Origin of the sequence: Methylobacterium sp. Leaf117 (assembly GCF_001422985.1) — a bacterium.
In the GTDB taxonomy this organism is placed as follows: domain Bacteria; phylum Pseudomonadota; class Alphaproteobacteria; order Rhizobiales; family Beijerinckiaceae; genus Methylobacterium.
The window spans coordinates 523,854-537,717 of the sequence record NZ_LMNL01000012.1 but is presented as its reverse complement, the minus strand read 5'-3'; the positions used below and the strand labels follow the sequence as shown (position 1 = coordinate 537,717).

The 13,864-nt window shown below is 68.5% G+C and carries 11 protein-coding genes; 7 read left to right on the top strand and 4 right to left on the bottom strand.

Translation table 11 applies throughout. The annotated features are described in order from the left end of the window. Positions 1–22: 22 nt before the first annotated feature. Positions 23–1,276, bottom strand: coding sequence for a glycosyltransferase (locus ASF57_RS09445; protein WP_056482298.1), 1,254 nt, complete (start codon positions 1,274–1,276; stop codon positions 23–25). A gap of 163 nt (positions 1,277–1,439) precedes the next feature. Here ASF57_RS09445 and ASF57_RS09440 point away from each other — a divergent pair, with 163 nt between their 5' ends. Together ASF57_RS09440 and ASF57_RS09435 are read left to right on the top strand one after the other, a co-directional pair. Next, positions 1,440–2,714 carry a glycosyltransferase family 4 protein gene (locus ASF57_RS09440; RefSeq protein ID WP_056482296.1) on the top strand — a complete coding sequence of 425 codons (1,275 nt, stop codon included), beginning with the start codon at positions 1,440–1,442 and terminating at the stop codon, positions 2,712–2,714. A gap of 125 nt (positions 2,715–2,839) precedes the next feature. Next, entirely contained in the window at positions 2,840–3,022 is a 183-nt protein-coding gene (locus ASF57_RS09435) for a hypothetical protein (RefSeq protein ID WP_056482791.1), read from the top strand. Between the two features lie 169 nt (positions 3,023–3,191). Here the strand turns inward: ASF57_RS09435 and ASF57_RS09430 are convergent, their stop codons facing one another. Together ASF57_RS09430 and ASF57_RS09425 are read right to left on the bottom strand one after the other, a co-directional pair. Then, on the bottom strand, positions 3,192–4,874 hold the full coding sequence (locus tag ASF57_RS09430) for an acyl-CoA dehydrogenase family protein (protein WP_056184026.1): 1,683 nt from the start codon (positions 4,872–4,874) through the stop codon (positions 3,192–3,194). Between the two features lie 212 nt (positions 4,875–5,086). After that, complete coding sequence (locus tag ASF57_RS09425) at positions 5,087–5,959, bottom strand: DMT family transporter (protein WP_056482293.1); 873 nt, start codon at positions 5,957–5,959, stop codon at positions 5,087–5,089. A gap of 156 nt (positions 5,960–6,115) precedes the next feature. Here ASF57_RS09425 and ASF57_RS09420 point away from each other — a divergent pair, with 156 nt between their 5' ends. Together ASF57_RS09420 and ASF57_RS09415 are read left to right on the top strand one after the other, a co-directional pair. Next, on the top strand, positions 6,116–7,000 hold the full coding sequence (locus tag ASF57_RS09420; RefSeq protein ID WP_056184030.1) for a YihY/virulence factor BrkB family protein: 885 nt from the start codon (positions 6,116–6,118) through the stop codon (positions 6,998–7,000). Positions 7,001–7,127: 127 nt separating this feature from the next. Continuing rightward, entirely contained in the window at positions 7,128–7,952 is an 825-nt protein-coding gene (locus ASF57_RS09415; RefSeq protein WP_056482290.1) for a transglutaminase family protein, read from the top strand. 161 nt (positions 7,953–8,113) lie between these two features. Here ASF57_RS09415 and ASF57_RS09410 read toward each other — a convergent pair whose 3' ends face one another. Then, on the bottom strand, positions 8,114–9,889 hold the full coding sequence (locus ASF57_RS09410) for a glucan ABC transporter ATP-binding protein/ permease (RefSeq protein ID WP_056184033.1): 1,776 nt from the start codon (positions 9,887–9,889) through the stop codon (positions 8,114–8,116). Positions 9,890–10,136: 247 nt separating this feature from the next. On the opposite strand from ASF57_RS09410, the gene ASF57_RS09405 reads away from it, so the two are divergent. The 3 genes from ASF57_RS09405 (at position 10,137) to ASF57_RS09395 (ending at position 13,831) form a co-directional block, all read left to right on the top strand. Next, on the top strand, positions 10,137–10,910 hold the full coding sequence (locus ASF57_RS09405; protein ID WP_056184035.1) for a MotA/TolQ/ExbB proton channel family protein: 774 nt from the start codon (positions 10,137–10,139) through the stop codon (positions 10,908–10,910). A gap of 61 nt (positions 10,911–10,971) precedes the next feature. After that, the gene (locus ASF57_RS09400) at positions 10,972–11,805 is read left to right on the top strand and encodes a flagellar motor protein MotB (RefSeq protein WP_056482287.1); all 834 of its coding nucleotides are present in this window, start codon (positions 10,972–10,974) and stop codon (positions 11,803–11,805) included. 334 nt (positions 11,806–12,139) lie between these two features. Then, positions 12,140–13,831 carry a CHASE3 domain-containing protein gene (locus tag ASF57_RS09395; RefSeq protein ID WP_056184039.1) on the top strand — a complete coding sequence of 564 codons (1,692 nt, stop codon included), beginning with the start codon at positions 12,140–12,142 and terminating at the stop codon, positions 13,829–13,831. Positions 13,832–13,864 lie beyond the last annotated feature (33 nt).

The window sequence follows — 13,864 nt, the reverse complement described above, 5'->3', positions numbered from 1 at the left end:
TTGCCGCTTTGCTGATGCGGGATCACGAGGCCCGGATCGCGCTGCGAAGACTTGGGACAGCGGTGCCCGGCACGGCAAGGATGCGTTCGTAGACACCGATCAGCGCGTCGGCATGCTTGGTCAGGGTCATGGGGCGCGACCAGTAGCCGGCATGCGCCGCCGCACCGAGGCGGGCGGTTCGGGTATTGTCGCGGAACAGCGCGGCGGCCCGCGCCAGGGTGTCCGGATCGGGCGAGACGGAACACCCGTTCACCCCGTCGATGACGGCATCGGATGCTCCGGAGCGATCGGAGGCGAGAACCGGAATGCCGTGGGCGAGAGCTTCGTAGACCGTGAGAGGGCCGGTCTCGTACCAGCGCGACGGCGCCGCGATGGCGCGGGCCCGCCGGCGCAACAGGGTCCAGACCGCTTCGGGAGCCTGCCAGCCGACGAGTTCGACGCCCGGCAGCGCGCGCAGTTCGTCCTCCAGGGGACCGGCCCCGATGAACAGGGCGGGCAGGCCGGCCGCCTGCGCGGCCTCCGCCACGAGGTCGGCACCCTTCTCCCGCGTCAGGCGACCGACATACGCGATGGCATCGCCCCGCGCCGGATCGGCCGGCGGCTGGCGCTCAACCCGTACCGGGTTGTCGACCCGGTAATGGGTGACGTCCAACTCCTGAAGGAGGCCGCCCAGGCGCGCCACGCTCGCATCGCAGACATGGATGACAGCGAGCCGTCGGCGTTTCAGGGTCGCGCGCTGAGCCATTGAGCGACCCACCCGCACGAGCTTGTGCAGGCGGGTGCGGCCGTCACAGGGTGCTGCGATACAGGGGGCCGAGAGGGGTTTCAGGGTACAGGGCTCGGCCCGATCGAAGCGGTAATACACCCCGTTCGGACAGGCGAGGAAGTAGTCGTGCGCCGTCACCGCTACCGGTAGGTTGCGCGCGAACAGGATCGGAAACACGCTCGGCGACAGGCTGCGGGTCCATTGATGGAGATGGATCAGGTCCGGCCGCACCGGCAGGGCATCGAGGGCCGCCCCCAGGCGCGTGGCCGCCCCGGCGTCCCAGAGGCCGCCGAATGCGGCCCTGTGCGCCGGTCGTGCCCAGATGTCCGTATTGCCGAGGGTGATGCGGCGGATCCGGGCATGGTCGAGGAGCGGATCCATCGGGCCATCGATGGCCTGGATGTAGGTGACGTCGATGCCGGCCTCGGCGAGGCCGCGCGCGGATTCGACCGCGACCTTTTCGGCGCCCCCGCTCGCCACCGCGAACTCGGCCAACACGACGATCTGCATGGCCCTGCCCCAGGTGACGGGTGACGCCCAAGGTGACGGGCGGGACCCAAGAATGTCGGGAGACTTCCATCGTTCTCCGCACCCGGATCAGCGATTTACCGGAGATCAACGCACGTTCGGTAAAGATCGGACGAACTGTCGTCGTTGGCCGGGACTGTCCACCATGCATGTCGTCCTCGTCGTCGACCACGCCTACATCAATGGCGGGCAGGCCAAGGTCGCGCTGGATGCGGGCCTGGGGTTACGCGCCCGCGGACACCGCGTCACCGTGTTCGCAGCGGTCGGTCCCGCCGACCCGCGCCTGGAGGCCGCGGGCATCCGCGTCGTCTGTCTCGGCCAGGACGATGTGGGCACGACGACGAACAAGTTCGCCTTCGCCGCCCAGGCCATCTGGAATCGCCCGGCGGCCCGGCGCCTCGCCGCCGAACTGCAGGGGCTCGATCCGCACGACACGGTGGTCCACGTCCACGCCTTCGCCAAGGCCCTCTCGCCCTCGATCGGGCGCAGCCTCGCGGCCTCCGGGCTGGCGCTGCTCTACACCATGCACGAGTTCTTCCTCGTCTGCCCCAATGGCGGCTTCTACGAGTATCCCGCCGCCCGGATCTGCCAGCGCACACCGATGTCCCCGGGCTGCCTGACCACGAATTGCGATGCGCGCAGCTACCCTCGCAAGCTCCTGCGGGTGGTGCGCCACCTCGCCCTCGAGCATCTGGCTGGCATGAAGGCCCTGTTCCCCCATATCGTGACCATCAGTGCCCTACAGGAGCGGGTGATCGCCCCCCACCTGCCCCCCGCGACCCGCTTCCACCGGGTCGACAATCCCATTGCGGTCGCACAGGCGCCGCTCCGCACCGGCCCACCCGGCGCGTGTCTGTTCGTCGGCCGCATCTCCACCGAGAAGGGCGCTCCGATCTTTGCCGAGGCGGCGCGCCGCGCCGGCATCCGCCCGGTCTTCGTCGGCGACGGTCCGGCGCGCGCCGAACTCGAGGCGCGCTATCCCGAGGCGGTGATGCTCGGCTGGCGCGACGAGGCCGGTGTCCAGGCCCTGATGCGGCAGGCCCGCGCCCTGGTCTTTCCGAGCGTCTGGTACGAGGGCCAGCCTTTGACGGTGTACGAAGCGCTCGCCTGCGGTGCGCCCGTGGTCGTCAGCGACGCCTGTGCCGGGCGGGAAGCGGTGGAGGACGGCGAGACCGGCTTCTGGTTCCGGTCCGGCGATCCCGACTCCCTCGCCGCCCACCTCGTCCGTCTCTCCGACGACAGCCTCGCGGAGCGCATGAGCCGCGCCGCCTACAAGCGCTACTGGGCGGCTCCCCTGACGCCGGATGCGCATCTCGATCGCCTGGGCCAGGTCTACGATTTCGTCCTGCGCGAATGGCGGACGGCCGACCTGCGCGGCCGGCGCGTCGCGACGCGTCCGCAGGTCCCGGCGGCACTCTGAGGGAGCCGGGCGGAACCACGGCCGCGCCATCGTGGAAACCGGAGGCGCGCCCGGCGTTGTCCCGGCTCATCGTCGAGGAAGGTGCTGGCGAGGTCGCCGGCCGCCGAGCCGAGGGAGTGCCGTGCATGGCCGATCATCAGAAGACCCCCGAGACCGACATCATCTCCACCACCGGCAAGCCGGCCCCGAAGGGGTCCGACGGGACTCGTCCCGTGAGCCAGACGGGTGAACGCGACGAGCGTCTCGACGAGGCCCTGGAGGAGACGTTTCCGTCGAGCGATCCCGTGTCGGTGAAGATCACGAAGTAGCCCTTCGCACGGCTGTCCGCTCGCTTCGGCTTCCAAAGCGGGAAACGCAGAACGCCGGGGCGATGATCGCCCCGGCGTTCTGCGTTTCTGGACGGAGACCCGGTTCGGCCCCCGACCCCGACAGAGAGGGCGCTCCGCCGGACCGGGTGAGGTCGGTGCCGCTCTCGGCTCAGGCGGTTTCGAGCAGGCGGCGGGCGATGACCTGAGCCTGGATCTCGGCGGCACCTTCGAAGATCGAGAGGATGCGTGCGTCGCAGAGCACGCGGCTGACCGCGTATTCCAGCGCGAAACCGTTGCCGCCATGGATCTGCAGGGCGTTGTCGGCCGCAGCCCAGGCGACACGGGCGCCGAGCAGCTTGGCCATGCCGGCTTCGAGATCGCAGCGCTTGCCCTCGTCCTTCTCACGGGCCGAGAAGTAGGTCAGCTGGCGGGCGATGTTGATCTCCACCGCCATCATGGCGATCTTGTCGGCCACACGCGGGAAGTTGATCAGCGCCTTGCCGAACTGCACCCGATCCTCGGCGTAGCGCAGGCCGAGATCGAGGGCGTTCTGCGCCACGCCGATGGCGCGGGCCGCGGTCTGGATGCGGGCCGACTCGAAGGTCTGCATGAGCTGCGCAAAGCCCTTGCCCTCGACCTCACCGAGCAGGTTGCCCGCCGGTACTTCGAAATTGTCGAAGGCGAGCTCGTATTCCTTCATGCCGCGGTAGCCGAGCACGTGAATTTCGCCACCGGACAGGCCGGCGACCGGGAAGGGCTCGGCATCGGTGCCGCGCGGCTTCTCGGCGATGAGCAGCGACAGGCCGCGGTGGCCCTTCTCCTCGGGCTTGGTGCGCACGAGGCAGGTCATGATATCGGCGCGCACCGGATGCGTGATCCAGGTCTTGTTGCCCGAGATCTTCCAGACGTCGCCGTCCCGGACGGCCTTGGTGCGCAGCGAAGCGAGATCGGAGCCGGTGTTCGGCTCGGTGAACACGGCGGTGGGAAGCGTGTCGCCCGAGGCGATGCCGGGCAGGAAGCGGTGTTTCTGCTCCTCGGTGCCGCCACAGAGGATGAGTTCCGCCGCGATCTCCGAGCGGGTGCCAAGCGAGCCGACACCGATATAGGCGCGGGACAGTTCCTCGGAGACCACGCACATCGAGATCTTCGGCAGGCCCATGCCGCCGTATTCCTCGGGGATGGTCAGGCCGAAGACGCCGAGTTCGGCCATCTTGGTGACGATCTCCATCGGGATGTAGGCGTTCTGGCTGTGCCACTCATGCGCGTGCGGCACGACTTCGGCGAGGCCGAACCGGCGCATCTCGGAGCGGATCGCCTCCATGTCCTCGTCGAGGCCGGACTTGCCGATGGTGGCCGCACCGCCGTTGTCGCGGATGCGGGCGACGAGCGCGGCGCGGTTCTCGGGGGTGTTGCCCTCGGCGATGAGAGCCTCGACCGCCTCGGTGCGGAACTTGGCCACCTCACGGGCCGCGAGGCCCAGGGAGCCGGTGGGACGCACCATCTCGCCCTGGCTCATGGGAATGCCGGAGAACATCTGGTCGAGGTATTCGCCGAGGCCGATCCGCACGAGCAGGCTCTCGGTCTCGCCGAACTCACCCGCCTCGGTCAGGCGCTGCGCGTAGGCGCCAAGCTCGCGCACGCCCTCGGCATAGGTGGCGATCCAGGCGAGCCCGTGGGTCGCGTGCTGCTCGGTCTCCATCTTCTCGGCCGAGATCTTACCCTCGTCGGACAGGATGGTGGTGCGCACCCGGCGGGTCGCCTCGGCCACCAGGCCCTTGGCCGATTCGGCCGCCTCGCGGGCCAGGGTCAGGAGATCCTGCGGTTCGGTCGAAACGACGGGGGAAGCTGACATGGCACACTCGCTGGAAAAGAGATCACGCTTTGCTGCTCATTATAGGCAGGTTTGACGGGCCTGTAGAGGCGTCTCGCCGCAGCGCGGCACTATCCCTCGTGAATTCATAATCCGCGCGGGCGAAAAACCCTGATTTCTCTTGGCAAACGGCTCAATGCTGAATTTTATTGAGATGTTTCTCAAAGAAAAAGTCACGCAGGTCCGTCGCCGAATCAGCCTCGACTGGCGATCGCGACGCCGAGGGCGGCGATGGCCATGCCCCCCATCTGGATCGGCACCAGGGCCTCGCCGAACAGAACGTAGGCCATCACGGCCGAGACCGGCGGCACCAGAAACAGGAGCGAGGCGACGCCCGCCACGGCCCCGCGCCGAATCAGAACCAGCAGCAGCAGGATACCGCCCACCGAGTTCACGACGATCGACCAGGCGAGCCCGAACCAGAGCGGCGTCGATCCATCGAAACCGCCGGTTCCGAACAGGAGTGCCGCCGGCACGGCAAGGGTCGCGGCGCCCAGGAATTGAAGCGCGGCATTGCTGAGGAGGTCGCCCCCGGTACCGTGGCGCTTCTGCCAGAGCGTTCCGCCCGTCATCGCCACCATGGCCGACAGGCATGCGGCGAGTGCCGGGACCGGGATGCCGGCGGGATCGGAGGCGCCGATCTTCGGGGCCAGCACCAGGAGCGCTCCCGAAAACCCGGTGGCGATCCCGAGCCAGCGCCGCCCGCTCACCGGCTCACCGAGAAGGCGACCGGCCAGCATCGCCGTCAATAAGGGCTGGAGGCTGCCCACGAGAGCGGCGATGCCCGCCGGTAGCCCATGCTGGACCGACCAGAATACGCCGATGACGTAGATCCCCTGCATCAGGATGCCGGCGAGGGCGGCATGAAACCAACCGGCCCGGTCGCGCGGCCAGCGTGCCCGCAGGGCGAGGGCCAGGCCCACGAGGACGAGGGCGACGCCCACCACCCGGATCGCCACGAAGGTGAAGGCCTCGGCATGCGGCGCCACGAAGCGGGCCGCGACGAAGCCCGTCGCCCAGATCAGAACGAACAGGGCCGGGATCAGGGACGAAGTGAATGGTGCCATGGCAAGGCCGCAGGCATCACAGTGCCCCCGGGATTTCAAGCCGGTTCCGCGCGGGGTCGGCCGGCGGCCCGTTGCGCAATCGGGTCCCGTTGCGTTTAGAAGACAGCCCGCCGCTTGGCGCCCCATCCTGATCGCTCAAGGACGAACCCCCGCCCCGTGAGTCGCATCCGCAAGCCTTTCGAGATCGCGAACGTCGCCGCGCAACGCTTCGTCGCCCATGACGGCTGGGCCATCGCCAGCCATATCGCGCTCTCGACTCTCACCGCCCTGTTTCCGTTCCTGATTCTGCTCGGCGCCCTGGCCGGCCTGTTCGGCACGAAGTCCCTCGCCGATGGGGCGAGCGACCTCATCTTCGATGCGTGGCCGCGCGCCGTCGCCAATCCCATCGCGGGCGAGGTGCACCGGGTGCTCACCGAGCAGCGCGGCGGGGTGCTGACCCTCGGCGCCCTGCTGGCACTGTACTTTTCGTCCTCGGGGGTCGAGAGCCTGCGGGTCGGGCTCAACCGCGCCTACGGCCTGCGCGAGGTCCGCCCGTGGTGGCTTACCCGCCTGGAATCGATCGGCTACGTCGTGTGCGGCGCCTTCGCCATGCTGGCCTTCGCGCTCCTCGTCGTGCTGGGCCCGCTGATCTGGCGCAAGGTGATCAACGTGGCGCCGGGACTGGAACCCTTGAGCCTGACGGTGGCGATCGGCCGTATCGGCATCACCGCCTTCCTGCTCCTCACCGTGCTGGTGATCGCCCACAAGTTCGTGGCCGCGGGGCGCCGCTCGGTGCTGGCCGTGGTGCCGGGCATCGCCGTCACGCTGTTGCTCTGGTTCCTCGCCGGCCTCGGCTTCGGCTATTATCTCGACCGCTTCTCCAACGCCTACGCCTCCACCTACGGGGGGCTCGCCACCGCGATGGTGTTCCTCGTCTTCCTGTACTGGCTCGCCGCGATGTTCCTGTTCGGCGGCGAGATCAATGGCACCGTCATTGCAGCGCGGCGGGTGCGGCTCCAGGCGCGGATGCAGGAGAAGCAGGCCCGGGCCAGAGGGCTCTGACTCGGCTGCTTCATCTGCGCGCAGGGCGTGCGATGACATCCGCCTGTGACCTCGGCGGCCTAGTGTCCCCGACCGGGCGCGGGCAGTGAGGGCTGAGCGGCGCGGCGGCGAGCCCGGGGGAGTTTCGATGCGGATCAGGTTCGGTTGCGAGATGGGCTATGATTTCCCACAGCCGACCCCCGTCATCGCCCGCCTGAATTCTTATCCGATCAAGGGCCTGGCGGCGGTGCCGCCGGACGTGCTCACCCTCGATCCGCCCCTTCCGGTGCGCACCTTCCGCGACGTCTTCGGCAACCGCACGGTGCGCTTCGTGGCTCCGGCCGGCGCCGTAACCCTGAGCGTTCACGCCGAGATCGACGACGACGGCGCCCTCGACCCGGTGGTTGCCGACGCGGCCGAGCATGCGGTCGAGGATCTGCCGGAGGAGGCTTTGCCCTTCCTGGTGGCGAGCCGATACTGCGAATCCGATCTGCTCTCCGACGAGGCCTGGAACCTGTTCGGCCATCTCGAGCCCGGCTGGTCGCGGGTTCAGGCGATCTGCGACTACGTCCACGGCCACATCACCTTCGGCTACGGCTACGCCCATGTCGACCGTACCGCCGCCGATGCCTTCGCGAGTCAGCGCGGCGTGTGCCGCGATTACGCACACCTGTTCGTCGCCTTCTGCCGGGCGCTCAACATCCCGACCCGCTACTGCACCGGCTATCTCAGCTTCATCGGCGAGCCCGAACCGCATGGGCCCGGCGACTTCGCCGCCTGGACCGAGGTGTATCTCGGGGGGGCCTGGCACGTGTTCGACCCGCGCAACAATGCACCCCGCCGCGGTCGCATCCTGGTGGCGCGCGGCCGGGACGCGGCGGACGTTCCGCTGACCCACACATTCGGCTCGAACCGCCTGACGCAGTTCCGGGTCTGGGCCGAGGACGCGCGGACGTCGGTCCCGTCGGACTGATCCCCCGCGCTCTCCGTCCTGACAAACTGGCCTCGGCGCCCCCCTGCGCGGGCTGCGTGTCCGCGCCACCCGACCCCGGCACGAAGACGCCCTCCCCCGAGGGTCGGGAGAAGGCGTCAGTCGGTGGGCCTACGGCGCGCTGGCGTCAAATGCGCCGGGGGTCAGGCTGCCAGCGCCATCCCGTCCGGCTCCTGCGCCGCCATGAACTGTGCCCGGGCGAGATCGGCGAAGCGGCCGTTCTGCGCGACGAGGTCGTCGAAGGTGCCGGATTCTACGATCCGGCCCTCGTGGAAGACGAGGATGCGGTCGGCGTTGCGGATGGTGGCAAGCCGGTGGGCGATGACGAAGGTGGTGCGGCCCTCCATCACGGCCTCCAGGGCGCCCTGGAGCTTGCGCTCGGTGGTTGCATCGAGGGCGGAGGTCGCCTCGTCGAGGATCAGCACCGGCGGGTTCTTGAGCAGGGCGCGGGCGATCGACAGGCGCTGGCGCTCGCCACCGGAGAGCGAGCGGCCGCGCTCGCCGATCACCGTGTCGAGGCCGTCCGCCTGGCGGGCCATGAACTCGGTGGCCTGGGCCCGCTCGAGGGCGTCGAGCATCTCGGCATCGGTGGCGTTCGGCCGGCCGACCTGAAGGTTCTCGCGGATGGAGCGGGCGAACAGCATCGGCTCCTGGAACACCACGCCGATGTTGTGGCGCAGGCTGGACAGGCCGATGTCGCGAATGTCGGTGCCATCGATGCGGATGGCCCCATGGTCGGGATCGAAGGCGCGGTGCAGGAGGCCGAGGGTGGTCGACTTGCCCGAGCCGGTGGTGCCCACGAGGGCGATGGTCTGGCCGGCCTGCGCGGTGAAGGAGACATCCTCCAGGGCCTTGCGGCGGGCCGTGTAGGAGAAACCGACGCTATCGAAGGCGACCTCGCCGTCGAAGCGCGCGACCTGCTGGGCGCCGGGACGGTCGTGAACGGCCGGGGTGGTGTCGAGGATCTCGAAGAACTCGTCGATCTTGGGCATCTGCTGGAACAGGCCGTTGATGCAGGTGGCGACCTGATCGAGGCGCGAAACCAGCATGGTGGCCAGGCTCATGAAGGCCACGACCTCGCCGACGCTGGCCTGGCCGTGCTGGTGCAGCGCGATACCGGTGATGAAGATCGCCGTCATGGTCAGGGTCGCGGAGGCGCGGGTGGCGACGTTGGCGAGCGCCCACCAGGACAGGACAGGGATCTGCGCGGCGAGCAGGTTGCGGATGATGTCGTGCATCGCCTCCTTCTCGGCCTTGGCGCGGGTGAAGGACTGGATGACGGCGACGTTGCCCAGGGCGTCCGAGGCGTGCTCGGCGAGGCCCGACTGATAGGCCTCGACCCGGCCCTGCAGGGTCTCGGTGCGGCGCATGACCATCGTGGTCAGGGCGGTGAAGGCGAGCACGAGCACGACCAGGATCGAGCCGAGCTGCCAGTTCACGAACAGGGTCATAGGCAGGAGGACGATCAGCGACACGAAGGCGACGAAGTGGTCGCGGAAGAAGCCGAGCCAGAGCCAGAACATGCCGTTCGAGCCTTCCAGCATCGCCTTCAGGACGCGGCCGGAATGATTGGAGGAATGGAAGGCGAGCGGCAGTTCGAGCACGTGCTCGAAGTAGTTGGCCATGGCGGTGAGGCGGTTGCGGTGAGCCAGCCGGTCCGCGTGCAGGGCGATCGTCACGCCGGCCGCGATCGTGAACAGGCCGAAGCCCACCCAGGCGCCGATCAGGGGCGCCAGCGTGGCGAAGGCGTTGGTGCTGCTCTTGAGATGGGTGAGCTGGTCGATGATGCGGCCCATCAGCAGCGGCTCGGCGAAGGCCGCCACTGCGAGCGCGACGTTGGCGCAGGCCAGGACCGCCGCCAGACGGCGGTCGGCACCCAGGAGACCCATGACCCGTGCGTAAAGACGAACCAACGACATGATACCGTGTGCTCCGATCCCTGACCGGGTTGCGCGAACGCATCCCGGCGGAGGCCGCCAAATCCTTGGCGTGGCGTGCCTTATGTCCGGCGCTCCCTGAACAGTGCATGACGCGATCACACGGTGTTTGGCCAGAGACCGCCGGCGTTTTTACGGTTCGTTCAACCTGAATGCGTAACGGTGGGAGCGGCGCCTCGTCGTGCGGTGCCAACGCGGCATGCGGGCAGCCGCTCAGGCTCGAGTGATCATGGATCTCGCAACCGGTATCGGCCTCGTCGGCGGCTTCGCCGTCGTCTTCATCCTGATCATGATCGACGGCGGCAATTTCGCCGCCTATTTCGACAAGCACGCGGTCATCGTGATCTTCGGCGGCGCCACTGCCGCCACGATGATGCGGTTCCCGTTCTCCACCATGATGCACGGGCTGCCGATGGGCCTGCGCTACGCATTTTCGATGCGCGCCATCAAGCCGCGCGACCTCATCGAGGAGATCACCAAGATCGCCGACGTGGTGCGCAAGTCCGGCCCGATGGCCCTGGAAAACATGGAGATCTCCGACCCCTTCCTGGCCCAGGGTGCGCGCTACATCGCTGACGGCTACGACCGCGAGTTCATCCGCGACACGATGGAGCGCGACCGCGACAACTTCCTCATGCACCTCGACGAGGGCTCGAAGATCTACCGGGCCTTCGGCGACTGCGCCCCGGCCTGGGGCATGATCGGGACGATTCTCGGCATGGTGACGATGTTCGCCAACATGTCGGACCCCTCGAAGCTCGGCCCCGCCATGGCGACCGCGCTGCTCGCCACCCTCTACGGCGCACTGATCGCCAACATGATCACCCTGCCGCTGGCCGACAAGCTGCATGTGAAGCTGGAGGAGGAGGACGTCTCCCGCTCGCTGATCATCGACGGCATCCTGCTCATCCGCGATGCCAAGAGCGCCTCCCTGGTGCGCGAGATGCTGATCGCCTATCTGCCGCACAACCACCGTGACGAACTCGTGGCCGAGCCGGCCTGATGGCGCGGGTTCGCATCGGGCGCAGTATCACGCATGACTAAGAACAAGCGCGGTACCGCTCATGGCTAAGAAGAAGCGCGGCGGCGCGCATGGCGGCCACGGCTGGTTCGTGACCTTCGCCGACCTGATGGCGCTGCTCATGAGCTTCTTCGTCATGATCGCGGCCTATTCGACGCAGGATCAGAAGAAGATGCAGGCGGTGGCCGGCTCCATGCGCGATGCCTTCGGCGTCAATAAGGAATCGCGCTTCGCCGGCATCATTGAGAAGGACGGTCTGGCCCATGCCGACAAGGTGAAGTACCGGCGCGACATCCCGCCGGAGCTCGCCTCCGATCACACCACGCCGCCGGCCGTGGACGGCAACGTCGACGAGGGCATGCCGGACAAGGGCTATCCCGACGGCGCGGGTCTGGCGGCCGCGAGCCTGCGCCAGGCGCTTCAGGACATGCCGGAGGTGGCCGAGCTGTCGAAGAACATCATCGTGGCGCCCTCCCAGCGCGGGGTCGACCTGTCCATCGTCGACCAGGACGGAGCCTCGATGTTTCCCGATGGATCGAGCCGACCGAACGCCCGCACCCGCCGCCTGCTCGAACGCATCGCCGTCACCCTGCGCAAGATGCCGAACCGGATCGCCATCACTGGCTACACCGCCACCGACCGGCCCGGAACGCGCGCCCCCGCCCCGCCCTGGGAACTCTCGGCCAACCGGGCGATCAGCGTGCGCGAGATCCTGGCGGGCAGCGGCGTACCCGACGACCGTTTCGCCTCCGTCGCCGGCAAGGCGGACACCGAGCCGATGTTTCCGGACAACCCCTACCTGCCCGCCAACCGCCGCGTGACCGTGACGCTGATCAGCGAATCGTCGCCTTCGCCGCGGATGAAGCACTTCCCCTGACGGTGGAGGGCGTTTCCGACCGCCGGTCGGATCGCCCCCGATGTCCCGACACCGCGTCCACCGCACAGCCTCGTCCTTCCGGCGCCCCACCCCGCGCATGGCGGCGGCCTGCCGGACGATCACCACCTCCCCCGACCGATCAGCCTACGCCGCGGCCCCGCCGCGAGCGGACGATGCTGTCGCGCTTCTTCCTCCTGGGGGCCGAAATTGATAAATGATAGGGAGGCGTAAGACATAGTTATAAAAGATAAGACTAGCTCTTCGACAAGCGGATTTTTTTCGCCACAGACGGGAGCAGAAGGCTTTTTGCACCCGCAACGAAGAGACATTCTCAATGTTGTCCCGGCTCATCAACCTCAAGATCGCTGCGAAGATTGGTGCAACCCTTGCTGTTGTTCTGGCGGCTTCCACAACCGTTTCGGTTGTATCGCTCCGAAACCTTTCGGCGATTGAGGAGGCCAACCAATGGACACGCCACACCTACCAAGTGCTGGGCGAGATGAGCCGCCTCACCGGCGCGATGGTCGATCAGGAAACGGGGGTGCGCGGCTATCTCGTCTCCGGCGATGACGCCTTCCTGGCCCCTTACAAGGCGGGCCAAGCCGTCTTCGCCACCTCCCTGGGCGCGGTGCGGCAGCTGACCTCGGACAACGCCCGCCAGCAGGAGCGGCTCCGCGCCGTGGAGGGCTTCGCGCGGCAATGGCAAGGGGACGTCGCGGAGAAGGAAATCCGCCTCATGGCCAATCCGGCCACGCAGGATGAGGCGCGCCGCGTCGAGGCTTCGGGAGCCGGCAAGGCCTCGATGGACGCTCTCAGAGTCAAGGCGGCCGAGATCGTGGCCGACGAGGCGTCTTTGCTGGAGACCCGCGGGGCCGCCGCCGCCGCCGCGACCCTGGCGTCCCGGCTTGCGAACTGGATCGGGATCGGCGTCATCCTCCTGGTCTCCGCACTCAGCCTGCTGCTGCTGCATCTCGGGATTGCCCGGCCGATCCGGGCCATGACCGCCATGATGGCGCGTCTCGCGGCCGGGGACCTGTCGCTTGCGGTTCCGGGGGCCGGGCGTCGCGACGAGGTCGGCGCGATGGCGGCGGCGGTCGGCGTGTTCAAGGACAACCTGATCCGGACTGCCGAGCTGGAACGGCAGGCCGAACTGGCGCGGGCCAGCATCGAGGTCCAGCGCCAGACCGCCATGCGCGAGCTGGCCGATGGGTTCGAGCGCGCCGTGGGCGGCATCGTGGGCGCGGTGGCGGCCTCGGCCACCGAGTTGCAGGCGACCGCCCAGGTCATGAGCACGACGGCGACCGAGACCAGCAATCAGTCGACGAATGTCGCCGCCGCGGCCGAGGAAGCCGCCACCAACGTCACCACGGTGGCGTCGGCCGCGGAGGAACTCGGCTCCTCCGTCGCCGAAATCGGCCGGCAGGTCGACGGCTCGGCCCATCTCGCCAATCAGGCCGCCTCCCAGGCGGCCGAGACCACGATCCTGGTCCAGGCCCTGTCGCGGAGTGCCGCCAAGATCGGGGAGGTCGTCGGTCTGATCTCCAGCATCGCCGGGCAGACCAATCTGCTGGCGCTCAACGCCACCATCGAGGCGGCGCGGGCCGGCGAGGCGGGCCGCGGCTTCGCGGTCGTCGCGACCGAGGTCAAGGAACTGGCGAGCCAGACCGCCCGTGCCACGGACGAGATCGCCCGGCAGATCAACGAGATCCAGGATTCCACCGGCCGCGCCGTAGGCGCCATCGAGGGGATCGCCAACCAGGTCCGCGAGATGAGCGTGGTCGCCACCACCATCGCGGCGGCGGTGGAGCAACAGGGGGCTGCCACCCAGGAGATCGTGCGCAACGTCGCCCAGGCCGCCAGCGGCACGGACGTCGTGACGACCAGCATCACGGGCGTGGCCAATGCGGCCGCCGGGACGGGAGCGGCGGCCGAGCAGGTCCTGGGCGCAGCCTCCGAGTTGTCGCGCCAGAGCGAACATCTCGACGGCGAGATCCAGCGCTTCCTCGCCACCGTCCGGGCCGCCTGACAGCCTGCGGCAGCCGACCGGTCAAGGAGCCAG

Excerpts from the sequence above, each read along its gene's own strand:
- ASF57_RS09440 (WP_056482296.1), top strand. The coding sequence starts at position 1,440 with ATGCATGTCGTCCTCGTCGTCGACCACGCCTACATCAATGGCGGGCAG.
- ASF57_RS09410 (WP_056184033.1), bottom strand. The coding sequence starts at position 9,889 with ATGTCGTTGGTTCGTCTTTACGCACGGGTCATGGGTCTCCTGGGTGCC.
- ASF57_RS09405 (WP_056184035.1), top strand. The coding sequence starts at position 10,137 with ATGGATCTCGCAACCGGTATCGGCCTCGTCGGCGGCTTCGCCGTCGTC.
- ASF57_RS09445 (WP_056482298.1), bottom strand. The coding sequence starts at position 1,276 with ATGCAGATCGTCGTGTTGGCCGAGTTCGCGGTGGCGAGCGGGGGCGCC.
- ASF57_RS09415 (WP_056482290.1), top strand. The coding sequence starts at position 7,128 with ATGCGGATCAGGTTCGGTTGCGAGATGGGCTATGATTTCCCACAGCCG.
- ASF57_RS09400 (WP_056482287.1), top strand. The coding sequence starts at position 10,972 with ATGGCTAAGAAGAAGCGCGGCGGCGCGCATGGCGGCCACGGCTGGTTC.
- ASF57_RS09425 (WP_056482293.1), bottom strand. The coding sequence starts at position 5,959 with ATGGCACCATTCACTTCGTCCCTGATCCCGGCCCTGTTCGTTCTGATC.
- ASF57_RS09430 (WP_056184026.1), bottom strand. The coding sequence starts at position 4,874 with ATGTCAGCTTCCCCCGTCGTTTCGACCGAACCGCAGGATCTCCTGACC.
- ASF57_RS09395 (WP_056184039.1), top strand. The coding sequence starts at position 12,140 with ATGTTGTCCCGGCTCATCAACCTCAAGATCGCTGCGAAGATTGGTGCA.
- ASF57_RS09435 (WP_056482791.1), top strand. The coding sequence starts at position 2,840 with ATGGCCGATCATCAGAAGACCCCCGAGACCGACATCATCTCCACCACC.